The following is a 21,454-nucleotide window of genomic DNA, read 5'->3' as shown; positions in this document are numbered from 1 at the left end:
AAAATTTTATATTATAATATCAGTTAAAACAATTCAACCGTAGACAAAACTTATTTATTTACCCATTTTGTTTTTGATTTCATTTTCTAGATCAGGATTTGGCTTTTCAGCATCTTTTACTTCAACCTTTACATCTGACTGATTAGGCATTTTTGGCTTTTTAAAATTTTTGTTTTGGAAGTTCATATTGACGTCTTTCATTTTTCCTTTTACAAGCATTTTCCAAATGCCAACTTTCTTTCCGTTTTTATAAACTCCCTGACCCGAAATTTCATTAGTAACATTTCTATAAATTGCTGGCCCATCATATAAACCATTTTTATAATTTGTTTCCTCTAACACTATTCCGTTTTCGGCATAACTTTTATAAATTCCGTTTTTAACTCCATCCTTATAGGTTGTTTCTTCAGCTATTTCTCCACTTTTATAAAATACTTTTCTAATACCATTCAGTTTCCCGTTTACATAAGGTTCAAATGTCATAATAATTGGCAAATCTTCATGGTAATATTTCCATTCGCCTTCAAATTGCTTGTTGAACACTTTCCCTTCGCTTACTTTATTCTTATTTTGATTGTAAAAAATAGTGTAGCACGAATTGTCTTTTGCATTAAATTCTCTTGTGGCGATTACTGTTCCGGCTTTAGTATCATCAAAGAATTTGAACATTCGAACTTCTTTTCCATGTTCAAAAGTTCCTTCGTAACGAGGTCGTTTTGATGCTTCATAAACACCTTTCCACAATCCTTGCTTCTTGCCGTTTTCATCTAATTTATTAAAATCCTGAGCATACAATGTAAGTGAGGTTAACAATATTGCAATGATGTATTTCATGTTTTCTAATTGTTTCATGCTTCAACAAAAATAGTTCTTTACTTATAACGTAAAACATCTCAAAAAATTATTTCAATCAAAACTTTTCTGTTTAACCAAATAGCGAACCAAAAAAAATAAACTATCTTAAAATATTGGGTATATAGCTTTAAGTGACTGATTAATAGGTTAAACAAAACAGTTAATTTTTTCATAAATTTTATTTTGTTTAATCTTTTTTATTTTTTGTTAAACAAAATTATTTACATTTGTATGAAACATTAAACAAAAACACTATGAAAAAATTAACAAAATTTATCGGAATCGCTTTTTTATCGCTAACCATTTTCTCTTGCAGTAGTGACAGCGATAGCCAACCAACAATTGTAGATATTGCATCAGAAAATGCTGATTTCTCCACATTAGTAACTGCTTTGAACAGAACTGGTCTAACGGCTACATTGGATGGCAGTGGTCAATTTACAGTATTTGCACCAACTAATACAGCTTTTCAAACTTTTTTTGCATCTCTTGGTTCTTCTGTTACAGTTGATAATGTAGACGTTAATGTACTAAAGAAAGTATTATTAAATCATGTAATTGGTGCAGAAGTTAAAAGTGCGGACATAGTAACAGGTTATGCTTCAACGTTGTCACCTTTCAATAGTACTGCAAACTCTCCTACCTTAAGTATGTATATTCAAAAATCTGGTGGAGTTGTTACTATTAATGGTGGAGCCTCTAATGGCGGTGCAATTGTTACAACTGCTGATCTAGATGCAAGTAACGGTGTTGTACATGTTGTTGGTAATGTAATTGGTTTACCAACTGTAGTGAATCATGCTATTGCTAATCCTGACTTTACCTCTTTAGTAGGAGCATTGACAAGCGCAGGTCAACCTGATTTTGTGGGTATTCTTTCAGGTGCTGGTCCGTTTACAGTGTTTGCTCCAAACAACGCAGCTTTCACATCTTTAAATACAGAATTAGCTCCAGGAGGAATTGCAAGTGTATCTGCTGCCAATTTGACTAAAGTATTGACTTATCATGTAGTTAGTCCTGCTAATGTACGTTCAACTTCATTAACTGAAGGACAAGTTGTGACGCCAATTTTAGCTCCATCTCAAACCTTTACTGTTCTTTTAAGTGGTGGTGCAAGATTAAAAGACGCTAACAACAGAGAATGCAACATTGCAGCTACTGATGTTCAGGCTTCAAACGGAGTAATTCATGTATTGAGTAAAGTACTTTTGCCTACTTTATAACTTTTAAAATTGCTATGTAAAAAAAAGCGCAGATAATACTGCGCTTTTTTTATGAGCCTAATTCTAAAGCTCTGTCATTAGCTGCTTTGACGGCATCGATAATAGTTTTTTCTAATATACCTTTTTCAAAAACTCGTAACGCACTTTCAGTCGTTCCTCCTTTTGAAGCTACTTTAGCAATCCATTCTTCGTTAGATAATGAATAACTGTTTTGTATTGCTACTGAACCCATAAAAGTTTGATTGACTAACAACTCTGCTTCCGACTCATTAAATCCTAAATCAACTGCTGCTTTTATCATGGATTGCATAAAATAAAAAACATAAGCCGGTCCACTTCCTGAAATGGCTGTGGCAGCATCAATCAGTTTTTCATTTTCAACATAAACTGATTTTCCCGTAGTGTTTATCAGGTTTTGAATGATAAATAATTCTTTTCTGTCAACATTACCCGAAGCAGTAAAAACAGTCATTCCCATTCCTATTTGTGTTGGAATATTAGGCATAGACCGCATTATTTTTGAGCATGAAAGTTGGCTTTCTAGTTTGGCTATTGTAATTCCGGCCATAACCGAAAAAATAATCTGATTGTCTTTTAAATATGGTTTTATTGATTGTGCCAAAACACTGAAATCTTGTGGTTTTACGGCCAAAATAACAATGTCAAAATCACCGATTTTATCGGAAACCAAAGTCGAAAAATTAGCTTTTGGAATAGCGCTTTCGATGGTAGAAAAATCAGCATTTCTGACCAAAACAAAAATATCTTCCGGTTTGATAAATCGGGAACTGATAAAACTATTGGCATAAGTTCTACCCATATTTCCGTGACCAATTATTAGTACTCTCATGGCTTATAAAATTAAAAACTCTGTTTAAAGATATGTTTTTAAACAGAGTTTTGAAAATGTATTACTGAAATATTATTTCTTTTTGTTTTGCAATTGCTTTTGAGCTTCAGCTTGTTCCATCATTTCTCTCATCTTCTTTTGGAACTTACTTTCTGTTTTTACTTTAGTTTTATTCTCTTGAATTTGAGCATGAATCTTCTCACTATTGATGAAATATCTTTTGATAACCAACATAATTCCTATCGTAATTAAGTTGGAAATAAAGTTATACAAACTCAACCCTGAACCATAACTGTTGAAGAAAATCAACATCATTACCGGTGAAACATAAATCATGATTTTCATAATTTTAGCCATATCGGGCATGCCGTCTTGTTGTGGTTGTGCCATTGCCTGATCACCTGAAGTCATTTTCATGTAAAAGAAAATAGCAATCGCTGCTAAAATCGGGAACAAACTAACGTGATCACCATACAACGGAATATTGAACGGCAATTTGAATATTTGGTCAAATGATGACAAATCGTCCGCCCAAAGGAATCCTTTTTGTCTCAATTCGAATGCAGAAGGGAAAAACTGAAACGAGGCATACATAAACGGAATTTGTATCAAGGCCGGAATGCAACCAGCCATAGGATTTACTCCAGCTTTGTTGTAAAGTTTCATTGTTTCCTGTTGCTTTTTCATTGGGTCTTTTTTGAATTTTTCTCCAATTTCCATAATCTCAGGACGCAACACTTTCATTTTAGCTTGCGACAAAAATGATTTAAACGTAATAGGCGACATTGCAATTTTGATCAAAATAGTAAAGATAATAATCGCAATTCCCAATCCCATAAACGAGCTTAAAAACCCAAATAACGGAATGAAAATAAACTTGTTTATCCAACCAAAAACTCCCCAACCTAACGGAACAATTTTTTCAAGATTCCTGTCGTAATTTTTTAAAGTTTTATAATCTGTTGGACCATAATACCAATTCATTTTATAATCTAACTCTCCATTTGTAAATGCTAATGGAATTGTTGCTTTATATTGTTTTGTGAAAATTGTGTCTTTCTTATCATCCATTACCAAATTCTCTGAATGTAATTTTGCTGTGGCAAATGGTGTTTTGGTCAACAATATACTTGAGAAAAAATGCTGTTTGAAGGCAATAAAAGTTGTCTTTTCAGGATTTTCCTCTTTATCATTTCCTTGTCCAACGTAATCGATTTTCCCATCTTCATGCTCAAAATAAATTTCGGCATAACGGTTTTCATAGGAAATACTTCTTTCATTTCGGTACGTTTTCAAATCCCATTGCAAGTCAATCGGTTTTGAAGCATTTAAAACAGTATTAAGTCCTTGAGAATGGATATCGAAATCGACTAAATATTTGTTTGGAGCTAAAACATATTTATACTCCAAATATTCATTTGCTCCTGCCTTTAACTTCATAGAAAGGATTTGATTGTCTCCTACTTTGGTCAATGTTGGCTCAAAATATAAGTCTTTCGTATTTAATACACGATTGTCTTTGGTTTGCAATTGAAGATTAAAACTGGCATTATTATCTTTTATCAATTCTATTAATTGTCCCGAATTTTTCTTGAATCTTTCATACTTTTTCAAAATTGCTTCAACAACATAACCACCTTTGTTAGCAATTTTTAAGCTTACAAATTCATTTTCTAAAGTCGTGAAATTTGCTGTAGCAGAGGGCAAAGTCGCTGAGTAAGCAAAGCTCCCCAAAGTACCCTGAAGTTTTTGAATTTTAACAGAATCGGCAACAGCAGTATCTGTTATGGTTTTAGTAGTTTCTTTTGGAGTTATCGCTGCAGCTGCTTTTGCAGCTTTCTCTGTTTTGGCTTTTTCCTGTTGCTCTTTCAATTCGCTATTTCTGTTGTTATACATCATCCAAATGATGATAACGAAGATCAAACCAAAACCAATAATTGTATTAAAATCAAATTTCTTTTCTTCCATAATAATGCTGTCCCGAAGGTTCGGGATTCAGTGTTTTAATTGTTTTTATGTTTTACCATTGCGGCCACAAAGCTAACAAAAATTGGGTGTGGATTTGCAACCGTACTCTTATATTCCGGATGGTATTGAACTCCTATAAAAAAAGGATGGTTTTCTAATTCAATAATCTCAACCAAACTTGTTTCCGGATTTATTCCCGAACAAATTAATCCTGCTTTTTCTAATTGTTGTCTATATTCATTATTAAATTCATAACGATGACGGTGACGCTCCTGAATTTGTGCTGTTCCGTATATTTTGTGAGCCAAAGTTCCATCAACGATATCACATTTCCATGACCCCAAACGCATTGTTCCACCTTTATCAGTTATGTTTTTCTGTTCTTCCATAATCGAAATTACAGGGTCTGGTGTTTCTTCATTCATCTCAGTTGAATTGGCATCTTTTATACCCAAAACGTTTCTCGAATATTCGATAACCGCCATTTGCATTCCAAGACAAATTCCGAAAAACGGAATGTTATTTTCACGAGCATAACGAACCGTATCAATTTTTCCTTCAATTCCACGACCACCAAATCCGGGTGCAACTAATATGCCATCAAGATTCTGAAGTTGTTCTTCTGCCGATTTGGCATCAAGATATTCAGAATGAATAGAAATCACATTCACTTTGGTTTGATTTGCCGCACCAGCATGAATAAATGATTCTAAAATTGATTTATAAGAATCTTGTAACTCAACATATTTTCCAACCAAACCTACATTCACAGTTTGTTTTGGATGTTTTAATCGGTGTAAAAAAGTGTTCCAATTTCTCAAATCCGGAGCTGCCTTTTTTGGTAAGTTTAATTTTTTCAATGCAACAATATCCAAACCTTCTTCAAGCATTAAGTTTGGCACTTCATAAATCGTTGAAGCATCGATAGACTGAATAACCGCTTCGCGTTTTACGTTACAAAATAAAGCAAGCTTCTGACGCAATTCATCCGACAATTCATGCTCGGTTCTACAAACTAAAATATCTGCTTTAATACCGCTTTCCATCAAAGTTTTAACAGAGTGCTGCGTTGGTTTTGTTTTTAATTCGCCGGCTGCAGCTAAATAAGGAACTAATGTCAAATGAATTACGATTCCGTTGCTTTCACCTAATTCCCATACCAATTGACGTACCGATTCTATATAAGGCAACGACTCAATATCACCGACCGTTCCGCCAATTTCAGTAATCACTATATCAAAATCGCCTGAATTCCCAAGCAATTGCATGCGTTCTTTAATTTCATTTGTAATATGAGGAACAACCTGAACTGTTTTACCTAAAAATTCGCCTCTTCGCTCTTTTTCTATTACCGAAAGATATACTCTTCCTGTTGTAACATTGTTGGCTTGCGAAGTAGGAACATTTAAAAATCGTTCGTAATGCCCTAAATCCAAATCGGTTTCTGCTCCATCATCGGTCACGAAACATTCACCGTGTTCGTATGGATTCAACGTTCCGGGATCAACATTGATGTAAGGATCAAATTTTTGAATGGTCGTTCGATAACCTCTCGCCTGTAGTAACTTGGCTAGAGAAGCTGCGATGATTCCTTTTCCCAAAGAAGAAGTCACACCGCCGGTAACAAAAATGTATTTTGTTTGATTCATTTTTTTTGTAGTTGTTGTGTTGTAGTTGTTGTAAAAACGAGGCAAAAATACAATTTAAATTGGATTGTTAGATTGTTAGATCGTTAGATTTTTAGAAAAAGAATTTGAGAATCTAATTATCTATGCAGTCTAATAATCTTTCTTCGGATATTGTTTTTTTATATTCCGAACCAATTCTTCCAATCCGTTTAATTTAAGTTCGTAAACGAGTTGCAGTTGCTCGCCGAGCTGTCCTTTTGGAAAACCTTTCTGACTGTACCAAACTACATAGTACTCAGGTAAATCGATAAGATAATAGCCTTCATATTTGCCGAAAGGCATTTTGGTATGGGCGAGTTTGATGAGAAGTTGTTGTTGTGGGTTCATTTAAGGAGAAAAAAGAATATAGAACATAGAATAAAGACAGTTAATCGTAAAAGAGGAAATCTATTTTCTATACTCTCTTCTCTATTTTCTTTTTCTATTTCCAATTAAAAGTAATCACCTTTTCAATATCAGGATGCAAACTTAAAAAAACTGGACACGTCATGGCACTTCTTTCGAGTATGGTTTTGTTTTTATCAGAAGTGGCTACAGCCATATTTAAAATTACTTCTATTCTGGCAATTTTTCTGGGTTCGGCTTGCATAATTTTGGTTACTTCTGCTGTTGAACCTTTCAATTCTATATCCAAATCTTTTGATTTTATCCCCATAATTGAAATCATACAAGCTCCCAAAGAATTAGCCACCATATCTGTTGGTGAAAACGCTTCGCCTTTGCCATGATTATCTGTTGGTGCATCGGTCAGAATTTCTGTTCCCGATTGTAAATGCATGGATGAAGTTCTTAATTCTCCTAAATATCTAATGATTGATGTGGTCATTATAATGCTTCTTTTATAGTTAAATCGCTGTCGTAATACAAAAAGTAAATTCCATTATTGGAATAACCATAAGTTGCATTTTGAACATAATCAAATTTGTTTTCTATTTGTTCTGATGGTGAAACCTGAATTGTTTCTTCAAAAGTTGCTTCCTGCGATAATCGGAGTAAGGTATCAAACGTTACATCAAAACCGCGAATGGCGTATTGATTAGGTGTAATTCTATTTATTTTTTTATATTTCGCATCAAATTGATTGGCTTCATCTGTTTCGTTTGGTCTGGAAAGCGATGGATAGAGAAGTTTTAATTTGGTTAACCGTGTCAACGAAATTTCATCAAAATCAAAGGTGTCGTTTTGTTCTAAAATTACAAGTTGCACCTGATACTCTTTTTGCGCGTTGAGCATAACTGATGTCGTAGCCAAAATCATTCCTGTACTTTCCGAGGCTAAAACCACATAATTGAGTCTGTCTTTCTGGAACAAGACTCTTAAACTATCGGCAACAAAAGTTCCTTTGGCACTCAAACCCGCAATCCTAACATCGGGCTGCATTTCCTGAATGTACTGTTTTACACTTCCTTTCTTATTGTCAACGACAGCGATAATGTTGCCGCTTTTGGCTTTCATAAAGTCAAAAATCGAGCTTCGCAAAAACTCAGTTGATGGCATCGATTGGTACAAATTAGCATACTTTTTTCCAACATCTTTCGATAATGGAGAAATAACCGGAGTTTTTGTTGGCTCAAGCAGTTCTGCTAATTTTTCGACATTCGTTTGGTAAAATGGCCCAACAATAGCATCCATGCTTTGAAGATTATTTTGTTGGACTAAAGCCGCTACGTTCGAAGAATTTTTAGTTTCCTGAGAATCTAAAATTTTGATATCGAAATTCATCCCTAAAACTTTGGCTGAGTCAATCGCCATTAAAACTCCCGAATAGAAATCTAAAGTCAAATTCAAAAATTTATCTTTTTTCAATCTTGCTTGCGTAGAATTTATAGTGTCGCTTTCAATTTTTGAAATATTAAAAGGCAAAAGTAATGCGAGTTGTTTCCTCGCATTAGTGTTGATTGTTTTTAATAAATTTCCCTGTTCCTTTTTGACAGGTTCTTTCCGCTGTCCTTTGGGCACACGGAGTATCATTCCTAATTTAATTCCTCTTTTCAATTCGGGATTTAAAGAAATCAATTCTTGTTCCGACATTCCATAATCATTAGCAATAGTTGTAATGGTTTCCTTTGGTTTAACCACATATTCTTCTAAATATTTTTTAGTACTTGGAGTTTCAGCTGTCGCTATTTCAACTGTAGGCTTTGTAGCTTCAACTGATGGTTTAGCCGTTTCCAAAACAGCTTGATTTACAGCATTGCCTGAAACCACAAGTTTAAAACCAATTGGAAATTCAGAAACAATTTGAGGATTTAAGCGTTCTAATTCGGGAATGGTCATTCCGTACTTTTTAGAAATACCATATTTTGTTTCTTTGGGTTCAATGATGTGATACGTGGTTTCTCCTTTTGGTGTTTCAACCTTTGGAATTACTTTTACAACGACTGGTTTTGAAACTACTGGAGCAACTACTTTTGGAGCTTCGGCAGGTTTAGAAACGGCAACATTTTGACCGCTACCTGAAGCAGGGATTTTAATATTCTGTCCAATCTTCAAACCATTGCTTAGTAAATCTCCATTGGCCGCTTTTATTGCGTCAACAGTAACACCATATTGTTTTGAAATGCTATATAATGTTTCTTTGGGTTGTACTAAATGTGAATTTGAATTATTACTTTGTGGTTTGTTTTGCGATGAATGGATAACCACTACTGAAGCTGAAGACGGAATCAATAACACGCTGTTCAATTGAATTCCGTTTTGAGAATCTGGATTTAAACTATAAATATCATAGGGCGTAACCTTATATTTTTGAGCTATCATATTGATAGTTTCTCCTTTGGCAACGGTATGTTTCGTGTATTTTTCTTGTTTTGCAGAAACTGTAAAAACAAAGGAAAATATGGTTAGAAATATTGAAAAAAGGATACGGTTTTTCATTTACTTAATGTTTATTTAACGTCTAAAGTTAACAAATCTTTTTAAACTCAATATAAATTGCTAATTTTTTCATTAACTTTTTTGTGTTAACAAAAACTATTCCCATTCGATTGTTGCGGGTGGTTTTGAGCTAATATCATACACTACTCTATTCACACCTTTTACTTTATTGATAATTTCGTTGGAAATTTTCATCAAAAATTCATAAGGCAAGTGAACCCAATCCGCTGTCATTCCATCAGTTGATTCTACAGCTCTCAGCGCAACTACCTTTTCATACGTACGCTCATCTCCCATTACACCAACACTATTCACAGGAAGTAAAATTGCTCCGGCTTGCCATACTTTATCGTATAATCCGTGTTCCTTTAATCCGTTGATAAAAACGGCATCAACTTCCTGCAGAATTCTAACTTTTTCCGGCGTGATGGCACCCAAAATTCTAATTGATAATCCTGGTCCGGGAAATGGATGTCTGCCCAAAAGTTCTGGGTCGATGCCCAATGTTTTACCAACTCTACGCACTTCGTCTTTGAACAACATGCGCAAAGGTTCCACAATTTTCAGTTTCATATAATCGGGTAAACCTCCAACATTGTGGTGTGATTTGATAGTTGCCGATGGGCCTTTTACTGAAACCGATTCGATTACATCGGGATAAATAGTGCCTTGAGCCAACCAAGTTACGTCTTCAATTAAGTGCGCTTCTTCGTCAAAAACTTCGATAAAAGCATTTCCAATGGCTTTTCTTTTGGTTTCCGGATCGTCAACTCCATCTAATGCATTCATAAATCGGGCTGAAGCATCGACACCTTTTACATTCAATCCCATGTCTTTGTATTGGTGCAAAACGTTTTCGAATTCATTTTTACGAAGCAAACCATTATTTACAAAAATACAATAGAGGTTTTTACCAATAGCTTTGTGCAATAAAACCGCCGCAACAGTTGAATCTACACCGCCCGAAAGTCCGAGAACGACTTTGTCTCCTTTTACTTTTTCCTGTAATTCTTTAACACAATCTTCTACAAAAGCATTTGGAGTAAAATTTTGAGGAACGTGAGCAATCTTTACCAAAAAGTTCTCAAGGATTTGTTTTCCATCGGTAGAATGATACACTTCGGGGTGAAACTGAATGGCATAAGTTGTTTCGCCATCAATTTTGTAGGCTGCATTTTCGACATCTTTGGTGCTGGCCAATTTCACACCATTGGATGGTAAATGCTTAATGGTGTCACTATGACTCATCCAAACCTGTGAATTCAGATTTACATCTTCGAAAAAAGCTTCTCCTTCTTTGATATAGGATAAATTTGCTCTTCCATATTCTCTGATATTGGAAGCAGCTACTTCTCCACCTGAAAAATGTGCCAAATATTGGGCACCATAACACACTGCGAGTATTGGCAGTTTGCCTCGAATATTGGATAAGTCAATTTGCAAAGCGTCTTCTGAGCGAACAGAATAAGGGCTTCCACCAAGGATGACTGCTTTGTAAGACGATAAATCAGTTGGAAAATGATTGTAAGGGAAGATTTCGCAGAATATATTTAATTCCCGAACTCTTCTCGCAATAAGTTGTGTGTATTGCGAACCGAAATCTAAAATAAGTACGTTGTGTTGCATGTGCAAAAGTACTATTCTCGATTGAAAATAAAAAATGGAATTTGGAGATTTGAGAAGGAAAATAAACTTATTCTTATATCATTTTTTAGTAACTTTGGTTTTAAATAAAAGTGTTATGGAAACTATTCGCATACAATTTGAGCCTAAAATTAAAGAACGCATCCTGGAATTACTGAAAAGCTTTTCGAGTGATGAATTGCAAATCATTCAGGAAGACCCATATTTTGCCCATAACAAAGAAACATTGACCAAAGAATTAAACAAAATTGAAAACGGGACAGCAACCTATTCCAGTTTTGAAGAATTAAATTTAGTACTGGAAAAACGTATTTCAAGTTATGAAGATTAATTTTTCAAGCGGATTTGTGGATGCCTTACTCGACCAAGTAGATTATATATCCAAAGACAAACCAAGTGCCGCTCGAAAATTTAAAAATGATTTACTACAAAGCTTAAACAAAGACTTAAAACAACCTTTCAACTATAGAAAATCAATCTATTTTGAAGACGAACTTATTCGCGATTATATATTTAAGGGTTACACTATTGTATTCAAAATCAATATGAAAAACCAAATAATTATTGTCTTTGGATTCATAAAACATCAAGTTATTTAAAATAAAAAACACCTGACCGATTTTTGAAACCTGTCAGGTGTAAACAACTATATTTTTAAAGAATTACTTCTGCTTAAAAGCTTTTACACCGGGAAAGTAAGCGGTATCGCCTAACTCCTCTTCTATTCTCAATAACTGATTGTATTTTGCCATTCTATCGGAACGCGAAGCCGAACCGGTTTTGATTTGTCCGCAGTTTAACGCCACAGCTAAATCGGCAATCGTATTGTCTTCTGTTTCTCCTGAACGGTGTGACATTACCGAAGTATATCCAGCATTGTGTGCCATATTTACTGCTGCGATTGTTTCTGTTAGCGTTCCGATTTGGTTTACTTTTACCAAAATTGAATTTGCGATTCCTTTTTCAATTCCGGTTGACAAACGCTCCACATTGGTTACAAATAAATCGTCACCTACTAATTGGGTTTTGTTTCCAATTAATTCAGTTAAATATTTCCAACCTTCCCAATCGTCTTCATACATTCCATCTTCAATAGAAATGATTGGATAGTTTGTTGCCAATGACGCTAAATATTCTGCTTGCTCTTTGGATGTTCTTATTTTTCCTGTTTCGCCTTCAAATTTGGTATAATCGTATTTTCCATCCACATAAAACTCAGAAGCTGCACAGTCTAACGCAATCATAACTTCGTCACCAAATTTATAACCGGCATTTTCTACAGCTGTTTTAATTGTATCTAGTGCATCTTCGGTTCCGCCTGCTAAGTTTGGAGCAAAACCTCCTTCATCACCTACAGCAGTCGAAAGATTTCTATCATGCAATACTTTTTTCAGATTGTGAAAAATCTCTGTTCCCATTTGCATCGCATGAGTAAACGATGTTGCTTTTACCGGCATAATCATAAATTCCTGAAATGCAATCGGCGCATCCGAATGAGAACCGCCGTTGATGATGTTCATCATTGGAACTGGTAATGTGTTAGCAGAAACTCCGCCAACGTATCTATATAAAGGTAAACCTAATTCGTTTGCCGCTGCTTTGGCTGCAGCCAGAGAAACACCCAAAATAGCATTAGCACCAAGGTTTGATTTGTTTGGAGTTGCGTCCAATTCAATCATTAATTGATCGATATGATTTTGTTCAAATACTGAAACGCCCATTAATTCGGGAGCGATAATAGTATTAACGTTTTTAACCGCTTTAGAAACTCCTTTGCCCATATAGGCTTTTCCACCATCGCGCAACTCAACGGCTTCGTGCTCACCGGTAGAAGCTCCGGAAGGAACTGCAGCGCGTCCTAAAACGCCATTTTCAGTCACTACATCTACTTCTATCGTTGGATTTCCTCTGGAGTCAAGAATTTGTCTTGCGTGAACTTTTATAATTATGCTCATTTTGAATTTAGTTTAAAGGTTTTAAATGGTTTACAAATTTAGGAAATTTAAAAAATAGATGTTCAATTATTTGCAGAACTTATAAACGCAATCGTTTTAGCTTACAAGAATCGTTGAACTGCCTACCATTATGACAATTATATAAGTTTAAATAGATATCGTGTAACACTCTCCTTTCAGGTTGCAACTAATTTTACATAAAAAATAAAACTTTGCCTCATGAAAAATCCTACTACGAAAAACAATCAACTTTTATTGATTTGTTTGGTTCTTTTTGCTTCCCTTCTTCCCAACTTTTCGCACTCTCAAAACTATCGCACCATAGAAGCTTATATGGATGATTTTGCCAAAAATGAATTATTCGTTAAAAAATCCCTTATGGATTATTCTGTTTCCATAGTTGAATCACAATTGCATTCAAGAACTAAAGTTACGGCTATCCGGATTATTGAAAAATTAGAAAACATTAATACAATCTTAACAACCACCAATAAAGGATTTGAAGGCAATACTTTATTGAGAGACAGTTTTATAAAATTAAATCAAAGAACAATTGACTGCCTAAAAAATGGTAGTCTTATTTTAAATGACTATGATTACCAAAGCACTTTATCACTGCCTCAAATTGGTGAAAATCTTGCTACTAAAGAAAGTAATCTTATTGCATATTATCAAGAACTTAAAACATACGAACTAAACAAAAGGAGTTTTGCTATGTGTTATAAAATGCATTTCAAAAATAACATGTCCAAAAATATTTTAGAATACAATGCATATCAAAATATATTGTTTTATAAAATGAATGTTATGGATGAGAGACTTACTTATGTAATAAATGCAAAAGATAAAAAAGGATTTTCAGATAGCATGAATATGATTGCATTTACACGTGAGGAAATTATGGTGAAAACCAGCGAATATAAAAGTGAATATAAAGATACTTCCCTTAATGATGCCAATATTGAATATGCTAATTTTATAGATGGTCAAAGAGAAAAATTGAGCGACTTATTTAACACTTATGTAGATGAATACAATGCACTGCAAACATTAAAAAACTCAAAACAACCGGAAACAAGCGAAAGTATTACCACATATAACAATACTGTTAAAAACTACAATGCCAAAAAGAATTTGTTTTATGCAGTTTTTAATGATATTCAAACTACAAAAGATAAAATGTATGATACCTGGTTGACTACAAATAGTACTTTCCTAAAAAACAATAGTCAATTTGATAGCCTTTATGAAAAATATGCTTCTAACGATTAATTCCAGTAAATACAGTTTAATATTAAAAGGCGAAAAGTTATACTTCAAGTAGGCTTTTCGCCTTTTTTATATGAGTAATAAAATCATCAAAAAGATAGGATGAATCATGCGGTCCAGGACTAGCCTCCGGATGGTATTGCACCGAGAAAACATTTTTGGATTTCATTCGCATTCCTGCTACCGTGTTATCGTTAATGTGATAATGTGTGATTTCTAAATCGGGATGCTTTTCTAGTTCTTCTCTGTTGACTGCAAATCCGTGGTTTTGCGAAGTGATTTCTCCTTTTCCTGTCAGGACATTCATTATCGGATGATTAATTCCCCTGTGGCCGTTAAACATCTTATAAGTTGAGACGCCGTTAGCCAAACCAATAATCTGATGCCCTAAACAAATTCCAAAAACCGGTTTGTCAGATGAAATCAATTGCTGGGCAACACCAATTACCCCTTCTAATGGTTCCGGATCTCCTGGACCATTTGATAAAAAGTAACCGTCGGCATTAAAAGATTTTAATTCCTCGAAAGAGGCATTGTATGGAAACACTTTGATGTAGCAATCACGTTTAGCCAGATTTCTTAAGATGTTTCTTTTGATTCCTAAATCTAGTGCGGCGATTTTATAGGTTGCATTTTCGTTTCCGAAGAAATACGGTTCGGTTGTAGATACTTTTGAAGCGAGTTCCAAGCCTTTCATATCAGGAACATTTCCCAATAATTGTTTTAGTTCGCTTACTGCTGTTCCGTCTGTACAGATTACGGCGTTTTGAGCGCCGTGATCACGGATGTAACTTACTAATGCACGTGTGTCTACATCGGAAATGCAAATTAGGTTTTGTTTTTCGAAATAGTCGTATAGATTGCTTTCGGAATCAGGTCTTGAATGGTTAAAGCTAAAGTTTTTACAAACCAGCCCTGAAATCATTATTTTTTCAGATTCCACTTCGTTAGCGTTTACTCCGTAATTTCCAATATGTGGATTGGTTGCTACCATAATTTGCCCAAAGTAAGAAGGGTCAGTAAAGATTTCCTGGTAACCTGTCATTCCGGTGTTGAAGCAAACTTCGCCAAAGGTTTTTCCTGAGATTCCAATTGATTTACCGTGAAAGATGGTTCCGTCGGCTAGTAATAAGATTGCAGCTGTTTTTGTTGTGTGTTGCATAGTGTAGTTGTGTTGCGCAAATTTATTTATTTAGTACCAAATATTTCCAAAAGACTTATTAAAGTTTATAAACATTCTAATAGTTTCCTTTCTAGCCCCGATTGCAGTGGAAATCCTTTTTATTGTTTAAGAAAAGCATCTCGACTGCGCTCGATGTGACAAAAAAATAAAAAGATTGGAACGGAAAGCGGGAAATAGCTTCAAAAAATTCCAAAAAAAAAGGATAAACAAAACTGCTTATCCTTTTATATTTATGAGTTGGCAATCATTATGCCTCTTCTTCTTTTGATTCTTCATCAGTAGCTGGTGCTTCTGGAGTTTCTTCAGCAGCTGGAGTTTGCTCCGCCTGTTCGCTATCGCTCGAGTCTTCAACTTCTGCTACTGCAGGAGCTTCTTCTACAACTTCAGGAGTTTCAACTTCAGCAACCGGAGTTTCCTCAACAACCTCTGGAGTTTCCAATTCAGCAACCGGAGTTTCTTCAACAACTTCTGGAGTCTCTACTTCTGCAGCAGGAGCTTCAACTTCAGCAACTGGAGTTTCCACTACTTCTTCTACAATTGGAGCAGCTTCTTCAACTATTGGAGCAACTTCTTCTACAACTGGAGCTGGTGTTGGAACTGCAGTAGTTGTAGCCGCTTTTTTAGGACGACGAGTTCTACCTTTTTTCTCTTCTTTTTTACCACCGTTGTATAGTTCATTGAAGTCAACTAATTCGATCATTGCCATATCCGCATTATCACCTAAACGGTTACCCATTTTAATGATACGAGTATAACCTCCCGGACGATCACCAACTTTTGCAGCTACGTCTCTGAATAAATCAGTTACCGCATATTTGCTACGTAAGTAAGAGAAACATACACGACGATTGTGAGTTGTATCTTCTTTTGATTTTGTTATAAGTGGCTCAACGAATTGTTTAAGCGCTTTTGCTTTAGCAACAGTAGTGTTAATACGTTTGTGCTCGATAAGAGAACAAGCCATATTAGCCAACATAGCTTTTCTATGTCCGGTCTGTCTGCTTAAGTGATTGAATTTTTTTCCGTGTCTCATGACGTGTTTTTTTAACCTTCATCTTGCTGCAATCCTCTTTGGAGAGCAAAATATGAAGTAATTTATTCTTTATCTAATTTGTATTTACCTAAATCCATTCCGAATGTTAAATTTTTGTTGGCAACCAATTCATCTAACTCAGTTAGTGATTTTTTACCGAAGTTACGGAACTTCATTAAGTCATTTTTGTTGAAAGATACAAGATCTCCAAGTGTATCAACTTCTGCAGCTTTCAAACAATTCAATGCTCTTACGGATAAATCCATATCAACCAATTTTGTTTTAAGCAATTGTCTCATGTGTAATGATTCCTCATCATAAGACTCAGTTTGAGCAATTTCATCAGCTTCAAGCGTGATTCTCTCATCAGAGAATAACATAAAGTGGTGAATTAAAACTTTGGCAGCTTCAGTTAAAGCATCTTTTGGATTGATTGAACCATCAGTTTTGATTTCAAAAACTAATTTTTCATAATCTGTTTTTTGCTCCACACGAAAGTTTTCAATAGCATACTTCACATTTTTTACCGGAGTAAAAATGGAGTCAGTAAATATTGTTCCGATGGCGGAGTTTTGTTTTTTGTTCTCTTCTGCAGGAACATAACCACGACCTTTCTCGATAGTTAATTCCATATTAAGATTTACTTTGCTGTCAAGGTTACAGATAACTAATTCCGGATTCAATACCTGGAAACCAGAGATGAATTTTTGGAAATCACCAGCTGTAATTTGATCTTTTCCTGAGATTGAAATAGAAACTGTTTCATTATCTACATCTTCAATCTGACGTTTGAAACGTACTTGTTTAAGATTTAGGATAATTTCAGTCACATCTTCTACAACTCCTGAAATAGTTGAAAACTCATGCTCTACTCCATCAATTCTGATAGATGTAATTGCATAACCTTCTAACGCAGAAAGTAAAACTCTTCTAAGTGCATTACCAACTGTCAATCCGTATCCTGGTTCTAAAGGTCTGAATTCAAACTTACCTTCAAAATCGGTTGAATCGATCATGATAACTTTATCGGGCTTCTGAAAATTAAATATTGCCATAATTTAGACTAATGTCAATTATTATTTGTTGTACAATTCGACGATTAACTGCTCTTTAATATTTTCTGGAATTTGAAGTCTTGCCGGAACAGAAACGAAAGTTCCTTCCATAGTGTCATTATTCCATGTAATCCACTCATATACGTGAGATGAATTTGATAATGATGCACCAATTGCTTCAACAGATTTAGATTTTTCACGAACAGCAACTTTATCGCCTGGTTTTAAGTGATAAGATGGAATGTTAACCAATTCTCCGTTCACGGTCACGTGTCTGTGAGAAACGATTTGACGAGCTGCTCTTCTTGATGGAGCGATTCCCATTCTGAAAACTACGTTATCTAATCTTGCTTCGCATAATTGTAAAAGGATTTCACCAGTTACACCTTTTGAAGCAGCTGCTTTTTCGAATAAATTTCTGAATTGTTTTTCTAAAATTCCATAAGAATATTTAGCTTTTTGCTTTTCCATCAATTGGACAGCGTACTCAGATTTTTTACCTCTTTTTTTAGCCATCCCGTGTTGACCAGGAGGATAATTTCTTTTTTCGAAGGCTTTGTCTTCTCCGAATATTGCTTCGCCAAATTTACGAGCAATTCTTGTACTTGGACCAGTATATCTTGCCATTTTAAATTGTTTTAAGATAGAGATTATGAATTCAGGTCGAATCCTCCGATAATCTTTATTCTATCTTGATTATACTATAATTATACTCTACGTCTTTTAGGAGGACGACATCCGTTGTGTGGCATTGGAGTAACGTCAATAATTTCTGTTACTTCAATTCCTGAATTGTGTATAGATCTGATAGCAGACTCACGTCCGTTACCTGGTCCTTTTACATACACTTTCACTTTTTTAAGACCAGCTTCTAATGCTACTTTACCGCAATCTTCTGCTGCCATTTGAGCTGCATACGGAGTATTCTTTTTAGAACCTCTGAAACCCATTTTACCTGCTGAAGACCAAGAAATAACCTCACCTTTTTTGTTTGTTAACGAAATGATGATGTTGTTAAAGGTTGCACTAATATGAGCTTCACCTGTTGATTCAACGATAACTTTACGTTTTTTTGTTGTTGCTTTAGCCATATTACTTATTATTTAGTTGCTTTTTTCTTGTTAGCAACAGTTTTTCTTTTCCCTTTTCTTGTTCTAGAGTTGTTCTTAGTTCTTTGTCCTCTTAATGGAAGACCAGATCTGTGACGAATTCCTCTGTAGCATCCAATATCCATTAGACGTTTGATGTGTAGTGAAACTTCTGAACGAAGTTCCCCTTCAATTTTGTAATATGATACGGCATCACGGATTGCTCCGATTTCGTCATCATTCCAATCTTGAACTTTTGTATCTTGGCTTACTTGAGCTTTTTCTAAAATCTCAATTGCTCTACTTTTACCCACTCCGAAGATGTAGGTTAAAGCGATAACTCCTCTTTTGTTTTTAGGTATATCTACCCCTGCTATTCTTGCCATAACTATCCTTGTCTTTGTTTAAATCTAGGATTCTTTTTGTTGATTACGTATAATCTGCCTTTTCTTCGTACAATCTTGCACTCGGCACTTCTTTTTTTAACTGATGTTCTTACTTTCATTTTGAATATCTTTAGTATCTATAAGTAATTCTTGCTTTTGACAAATCGTAAGGACTCATTTCTAGTTTTACTTTGTCACCAGGTAACAATTTAATGTAATGCATACGCATTTTTCCAGAAATATGAGCAATTACAACATGTCCGTTTTCTAACTCTACACGGAACATCGCATTTGACAATGCTTCAATTATTGATCCGTCTTGTTCTATTGCTGATTGTTTTGCCATAAATATTAAGCGACAGCTTTTCTATTTTTACCACTTTTCATCAATCCGTCATAGTGTTTATTCAACAAATAAGAATTTACTTGTTGGATAGTGTCAATTGCAACTCCAACCATAATAATAAGTGAAGTTCCGCCATAGAACATTGCCCAAGATTGTTGCACACCAAAGCCTACAACAATTGCTGGGAACACAGCTATTAATGCAAGAAACAGAGCACCAGGGAATGTTATTAGAGACATGATTCTATCTAAGTAGTCTCCAGTTTCAATTCCGGGTTTAACTCCAGGAATAAAACCGCCGCTTCTTTTTAAATCATCAGCCATTTTATTTGTTGGGACAGTAATTGCCGTGTAAAAGAATGTAAAAATTACAATCAATAAAGCAAAAACCAAACAATACCAAAAACCAAACATATTACTGAATGTTCCTGCGATTGATTGCGATGTTTCAGATTTTGAAAGACCTGCAACTGCAGCCGGTATAAACATAATTGCCTGGGCAAAGATGATTGGCATTACTCCGGCAGAATTCAGTTTTAACGGAATCCATTGTCTGTTTCCACCCATCATATCCTGTTCGAAATCTCCGGTTGTTGTACGACGGGCGTATTGTACCGGAATTTTTCTAACTGCCATAACTAATAGTACACAAGCAATAATTACTAGCAACCAAACTATAACTTCAATTACCAACAACATTGGTCCACCATTATTATTGGTAACTTTTGAAGTAAATTCCTGAAATAATGCTTGTGGCAATCTAGCAAGAATACCTACCATAATTAATAGTGAAATACCATTTCCAATTCCCTTATCGGTGATTTTTTCTCCTAACCACATGGCGAAAATAGTCCCTGTAGTTAAAATTAAAACGGATGAAAATAAGAAAGAGAACGAATCAAATCCTAAAAGGAATGCACTACTTGGTAGAGTTCTGTATAAGTTATAAATGTAACCAGGACCCTGAACTAAAGTAATTGCGATGGTTAACCATCTCGTAATTTGATTTAATTTCTTTCTACCACTTTCACCATCTTTTTGCAGTTTTTGCAAATATGGAATGGCAATACCCATTAATTGAACAACAATTGAAGCAGAAATGTATGGCATGATACCTAAGGCAAATACTGACGCTTTTGAGAAAGCTCCACCGGTAAACATATCAAGTATCGAACCGATACCTTTATCTGTTTGCCCTGCAAGACTAGTCAATTGTGTAGCATCAATACCAGGAAGCGTAACGTGCGCACCAAATCTATAAACTAAAAGTAACAAAAGAGTCAAAACAATTCTGTTCTTTAGTTCTTCTATTTTCCAAACATTTATAAATGATTCAAAAAATTTCTTCATTGTTCTATAATTATAAGGTTACAGCTTCTCCACCAGCAGCTTCAATCGCCGCTTTAGCAGTAGCCGTAAATTTATGGGCTGTTACTTTTAATTTTGTTTTTAATTCTCCTCTACCAAGAATTTTAACCATTTCATTTTTAGTAGCCAAACGATTTTCAACAAATACTGTAAAATCTACAGTATCGGTAACAATTCCGTTATCAACTAATAATTGAAGATTGTCAAGATTTACTCCTTGATATTCTTTACGATTAACGTTTGTGAAACCAAACTTAGGCACACGTCTTTGTAGTGGCATTTGACCTCCTTCAAAACCAATCTTTTTAGAATAACCAGAACGAGACTTAGCTCCTTTGTGACCTCTTGCAGAAGTACCACCTTTTCCAGAACCTTCTCCTCTACCTAATCTCTTATTTTGATTGTGTGTAGAACCTTCAGCAGGTTGTAAGTTACTTAAATTCATAACTGTATTTGTTATTTAACTTCCTCTACGGAAACTAAGTGTTTAACTTTATTTATCATTCCAAGGATTGCAGGATTTGAATCATGCTCCACAGTTTGTCCCATTTTACGAAGACCCAAAGCCTCTAATCCTCTTTTTTGTGTAAGCGGACAATTGATTTTGCTTCTAACTTGTTTTACTAATAATTTAGCCATAATTTCCTTGAATTAACCTTTAAAAACT

The 21,454-nt window shown here is 34.8% G+C and carries 23 protein-coding genes and 1 pseudogene; 4 read left to right on the top strand and 20 right to left on the bottom strand.

The window, feature by feature from the left end; genetic code table 11:
- Positions 1-54 precede the first annotated feature (54 nt).
- Complete coding sequence (locus RMN97_RS03240; RefSeq protein ID WP_309613084.1) at positions 55-852, bottom strand: hypothetical protein; 798 nt, start codon at positions 850-852, stop codon at positions 55-57.
- Positions 853-1,109: 257 nt separating this feature from the next.
- Between RMN97_RS03240 and RMN97_RS03235 the strand changes: the two genes are divergently transcribed.
- Positions 1,110-2,078, top strand: coding sequence for a fasciclin domain-containing protein (locus RMN97_RS03235; protein ID WP_309613083.1), 969 nt, complete (start codon positions 1,110-1,112; stop codon positions 2,076-2,078).
- A 49-nt stretch (positions 2,079-2,127) separates the two neighbouring features.
- On the opposite strand, the gene proC is transcribed toward RMN97_RS03235, so the two are convergent.
- From proC to guaA, 7 genes are all read right to left on the bottom strand, one after another.
- Positions 2,128-2,928, bottom strand: a complete 801-nt coding sequence (gene proC, locus RMN97_RS03230; protein WP_309613082.1) for a pyrroline-5-carboxylate reductase — start codon at positions 2,926-2,928, stop codon at positions 2,128-2,130.
- Between the two features lie 72 nt (positions 2,929-3,000).
- The gene (yidC, locus tag RMN97_RS03225) at positions 3,001-4,896 is read right to left on the bottom strand and encodes a membrane protein insertase YidC (protein WP_309613081.1); all 1,896 of its coding nucleotides are present in this window, start codon (positions 4,894-4,896) and stop codon (positions 3,001-3,003) included.
- Between the two features lie 35 nt (positions 4,897-4,931).
- Positions 4,932-6,545 carry a CTP synthase gene (locus RMN97_RS03220; protein ID WP_309613080.1) on the bottom strand — a complete coding sequence of 538 codons (1,614 nt, stop codon included), beginning with the start codon at positions 6,543-6,545 and terminating at the stop codon, positions 4,932-4,934.
- Positions 6,546-6,674: 129 nt separating this feature from the next.
- Complete coding sequence (locus RMN97_RS03215; protein ID WP_236400998.1) at positions 6,675-6,911, bottom strand: DUF3820 family protein; 237 nt, start codon at positions 6,909-6,911, stop codon at positions 6,675-6,677.
- A gap of 94 nt (positions 6,912-7,005) precedes the next feature.
- A complete protein-coding gene (locus RMN97_RS03210) occupies positions 7,006-7,410 on the bottom strand; it encodes an OsmC family protein (protein ID WP_309613079.1) in 405 nt (134 codons plus the stop codon).
- Positions 7,410-9,461, bottom strand: coding sequence for a LysM peptidoglycan-binding domain-containing protein (locus tag RMN97_RS03205; RefSeq protein WP_309613078.1), 2,052 nt, complete (start codon positions 9,459-9,461; stop codon positions 7,410-7,412). Before RMN97_RS03205 ends, RMN97_RS03210 begins: the two co-directional genes overlap by 1 nt.
- Before the next feature lie 96 nt (positions 9,462-9,557).
- Complete coding sequence (gene guaA / locus RMN97_RS03200) at positions 9,558-11,087, bottom strand: glutamine-hydrolyzing GMP synthase (RefSeq protein ID WP_309613077.1); 1,530 nt, start codon at positions 11,085-11,087, stop codon at positions 9,558-9,560.
- A 115-nt stretch (positions 11,088-11,202) separates the two neighbouring features.
- Here guaA and RMN97_RS03195 point away from each other — a divergent pair, with 115 nt between their 5' ends.
- Complete coding sequence (locus RMN97_RS03195) at positions 11,203-11,436, top strand: hypothetical protein (RefSeq protein ID WP_309613076.1); 234 nt, start codon at positions 11,203-11,205, stop codon at positions 11,434-11,436.
- On the top strand, positions 11,426-11,704 hold the full coding sequence (locus tag RMN97_RS03190) for a type II toxin-antitoxin system RelE/ParE family toxin (RefSeq protein WP_309613075.1): 279 nt from the start codon (positions 11,426-11,428) through the stop codon (positions 11,702-11,704). The genes RMN97_RS03195 and RMN97_RS03190 overlap by 11 nt, the downstream gene beginning before the upstream one ends.
- A 63-nt stretch (positions 11,705-11,767) precedes the next feature.
- Here the strand turns inward: RMN97_RS03190 and eno are convergent, their stop codons facing one another.
- Positions 11,768-13,060, bottom strand: coding sequence for a phosphopyruvate hydratase (gene eno / locus RMN97_RS03185; RefSeq protein ID WP_309613074.1), 1,293 nt, complete (start codon positions 13,058-13,060; stop codon positions 11,768-11,770).
- A gap of 219 nt (positions 13,061-13,279) precedes the next feature.
- Here eno and RMN97_RS03180 point away from each other — a divergent pair, with 219 nt between their 5' ends.
- The gene (locus tag RMN97_RS03180) at positions 13,280-14,332 is read left to right on the top strand and encodes a hypothetical protein (RefSeq protein WP_309613073.1); all 1,053 of its coding nucleotides are present in this window, start codon (positions 13,280-13,282) and stop codon (positions 14,330-14,332) included.
- A 37-nt stretch (positions 14,333-14,369) separates the two neighbouring features.
- Here the strand turns inward: RMN97_RS03180 and carA are convergent, their stop codons facing one another.
- The 11 genes and pseudogenes from carA to rpmD form a co-directional block, all read right to left on the bottom strand.
- The gene (carA, locus tag RMN97_RS03175) at positions 14,370-15,491 is read right to left on the bottom strand and encodes a glutamine-hydrolyzing carbamoyl-phosphate synthase small subunit (protein ID WP_309613072.1); all 1,122 of its coding nucleotides are present in this window, start codon (positions 15,489-15,491) and stop codon (positions 14,370-14,372) included.
- A 592-nt stretch (positions 15,492-16,083) separates the two neighbouring features.
- Positions 16,084-16,545, bottom strand: a pseudogene (rplQ, locus tag RMN97_RS03170) (50S ribosomal protein L17); the annotation flags it as partial.
- Between the two features lie 62 nt (positions 16,546-16,607).
- Complete coding sequence (locus RMN97_RS03165) at positions 16,608-17,600, bottom strand: DNA-directed RNA polymerase subunit alpha (protein ID WP_293874825.1); 993 nt, start codon at positions 17,598-17,600, stop codon at positions 16,608-16,610.
- 21 nt (positions 17,601-17,621) lie between these two features.
- Positions 17,622-18,227: a 30S ribosomal protein S4 gene (gene rpsD / locus RMN97_RS03160; protein ID WP_309613071.1), complete on the bottom strand. Its 606-nt coding sequence runs from the start codon at positions 18,225-18,227 to the stop codon at positions 17,622-17,624.
- 80 nt (positions 18,228-18,307) lie between these two features.
- The gene (gene rpsK, locus RMN97_RS03155; protein WP_290284611.1) at positions 18,308-18,691 is read right to left on the bottom strand and encodes a 30S ribosomal protein S11; all 384 of its coding nucleotides are present in this window, start codon (positions 18,689-18,691) and stop codon (positions 18,308-18,310) included.
- 8 nt (positions 18,692-18,699) lie between these two features.
- Positions 18,700-19,074 carry a 30S ribosomal protein S13 gene (gene rpsM / locus RMN97_RS03150; RefSeq protein WP_264520636.1) on the bottom strand — a complete coding sequence of 125 codons (375 nt, stop codon included), beginning with the start codon at positions 19,072-19,074 and terminating at the stop codon, positions 18,700-18,702.
- 2 nt (positions 19,075-19,076) lie between these two features.
- Entirely contained in the window at positions 19,077-19,193 is a 117-nt protein-coding gene (ykgO, locus tag RMN97_RS03145) for a type B 50S ribosomal protein L36 (RefSeq protein ID WP_081932050.1), read from the bottom strand.
- An 11-nt stretch (positions 19,194-19,204) separates the two neighbouring features.
- Positions 19,205-19,420, bottom strand: coding sequence for a translation initiation factor IF-1 (gene infA / locus RMN97_RS03140; RefSeq protein WP_026714631.1), 216 nt, complete (start codon positions 19,418-19,420; stop codon positions 19,205-19,207).
- A 5-nt stretch (positions 19,421-19,425) separates the two neighbouring features.
- Entirely contained in the window at positions 19,426-20,769 is a 1,344-nt protein-coding gene (gene secY, locus RMN97_RS03135; protein WP_309613070.1) for a preprotein translocase subunit SecY, read from the bottom strand.
- Between the two features lie 10 nt (positions 20,770-20,779).
- Complete coding sequence (gene rplO / locus RMN97_RS03130; RefSeq protein ID WP_309613069.1) at positions 20,780-21,232, bottom strand: 50S ribosomal protein L15; 453 nt, start codon at positions 21,230-21,232, stop codon at positions 20,780-20,782.
- 11 nt (positions 21,233-21,243) lie between these two features.
- On the bottom strand, positions 21,244-21,426 hold the full coding sequence (gene rpmD, locus RMN97_RS03125; RefSeq protein ID WP_136151647.1) for a 50S ribosomal protein L30: 183 nt from the start codon (positions 21,424-21,426) through the stop codon (positions 21,244-21,246).
- Between the last annotated feature and the right edge of the window lie 28 nt (positions 21,427-21,454).

Source organism: Flavobacterium sp., from assembly GCF_031381455.1.
Classification (GTDB): Bacteria; Bacteroidota; Bacteroidia; order Flavobacteriales; family Flavobacteriaceae; genus Flavobacterium.
The sequence above is the reverse complement of the archived record's forward strand: the minus strand, read 5'-3'. Positions and strand labels throughout refer to the sequence as shown.

Coding starts and splice junctions, on each gene's coding strand:
- eno (WP_309613074.1), bottom strand. CDS start 13,060: ATGAGCATAATTATAAAAGTTCACGCAAGACAAATTCTTGACTCCAGA.
- rpsD (WP_309613071.1), bottom strand. CDS start 18,227: ATGGCAAGATATACTGGTCCAAGTACAAGAATTGCTCGTAAATTTGGC.
- secY (WP_309613070.1), bottom strand. CDS start 20,769: ATGAAGAAATTTTTTGAATCATTTATAAATGTTTGGAAAATAGAAGAA.
- RMN97_RS03215 (WP_236400998.1), bottom strand. CDS start 6,911: ATGAACCCACAACAACAACTTCTCATCAAACTCGCCCATACCAAAATG.
- guaA (WP_309613077.1), bottom strand. CDS start 11,087: ATGCAACACAACGTACTTATTTTAGATTTCGGTTCGCAATACACACAA.
- RMN97_RS03240 (WP_309613084.1), bottom strand. CDS start 852: ATGAAACAATTAGAAAACATGAAATACATCATTGCAATATTGTTAACC.
- RMN97_RS03180 (WP_309613073.1), top strand. CDS start 13,280: ATGAAAAATCCTACTACGAAAAACAATCAACTTTTATTGATTTGTTTG.
- RMN97_RS03235 (WP_309613083.1), top strand. CDS start 1,110: ATGAAAAAATTAACAAAATTTATCGGAATCGCTTTTTTATCGCTAACC.
- rpsM (WP_264520636.1), bottom strand. CDS start 19,074: ATGGCAAGAATAGCAGGGGTAGATATACCTAAAAACAAAAGAGGAGTT.
- carA (WP_309613072.1), bottom strand. CDS start 15,491: ATGCAACACACAACAAAAACAGCTGCAATCTTATTACTAGCCGACGGA.
- proC (WP_309613082.1), bottom strand. CDS start 2,928: ATGAGAGTACTAATAATTGGTCACGGAAATATGGGTAGAACTTATGCC.
- RMN97_RS03205 (WP_309613078.1), bottom strand. CDS start 9,461: ATGAAAAACCGTATCCTTTTTTCAATATTTCTAACCATATTTTCCTTT.
- rpmD (WP_136151647.1), bottom strand. CDS start 21,426: ATGGCTAAATTATTAGTAAAACAAGTTAGAAGCAAAATCAATTGTCCG.
- ykgO (WP_081932050.1), bottom strand. CDS start 19,193: ATGAAAGTAAGAACATCAGTTAAAAAAAGAAGTGCCGAGTGCAAGATT.
- RMN97_RS03165 (WP_293874825.1), bottom strand. CDS start 17,600: ATGGCAATATTTAATTTTCAGAAGCCCGATAAAGTTATCATGATCGAT.
- RMN97_RS03220 (WP_309613080.1), bottom strand. CDS start 6,545: ATGAATCAAACAAAATACATTTTTGTTACCGGCGGTGTGACTTCTTCT.
- RMN97_RS03190 (WP_309613075.1), top strand. CDS start 11,426: ATGAAGATTAATTTTTCAAGCGGATTTGTGGATGCCTTACTCGACCAA.
- rpsK (WP_290284611.1), bottom strand. CDS start 18,691: ATGGCTAAAGCAACAACAAAAAAACGTAAAGTTATCGTTGAATCAACA.
- infA (WP_026714631.1), bottom strand. CDS start 19,420: ATGGCAAAACAATCAGCAATAGAACAAGACGGATCAATAATTGAAGCA.
- rplO (WP_309613069.1), bottom strand. CDS start 21,232: ATGAATTTAAGTAACTTACAACCTGCTGAAGGTTCTACACACAATCAA.
- yidC (WP_309613081.1), bottom strand. CDS start 4,896: ATGGAAGAAAAGAAATTTGATTTTAATACAATTATTGGTTTTGGTTTG.
- RMN97_RS03195 (WP_309613076.1), top strand. CDS start 11,203: ATGGAAACTATTCGCATACAATTTGAGCCTAAAATTAAAGAACGCATC.
- RMN97_RS03210 (WP_309613079.1), bottom strand. CDS start 7,410: ATGACCACATCAATCATTAGATATTTAGGAGAATTAAGAACTTCATCC.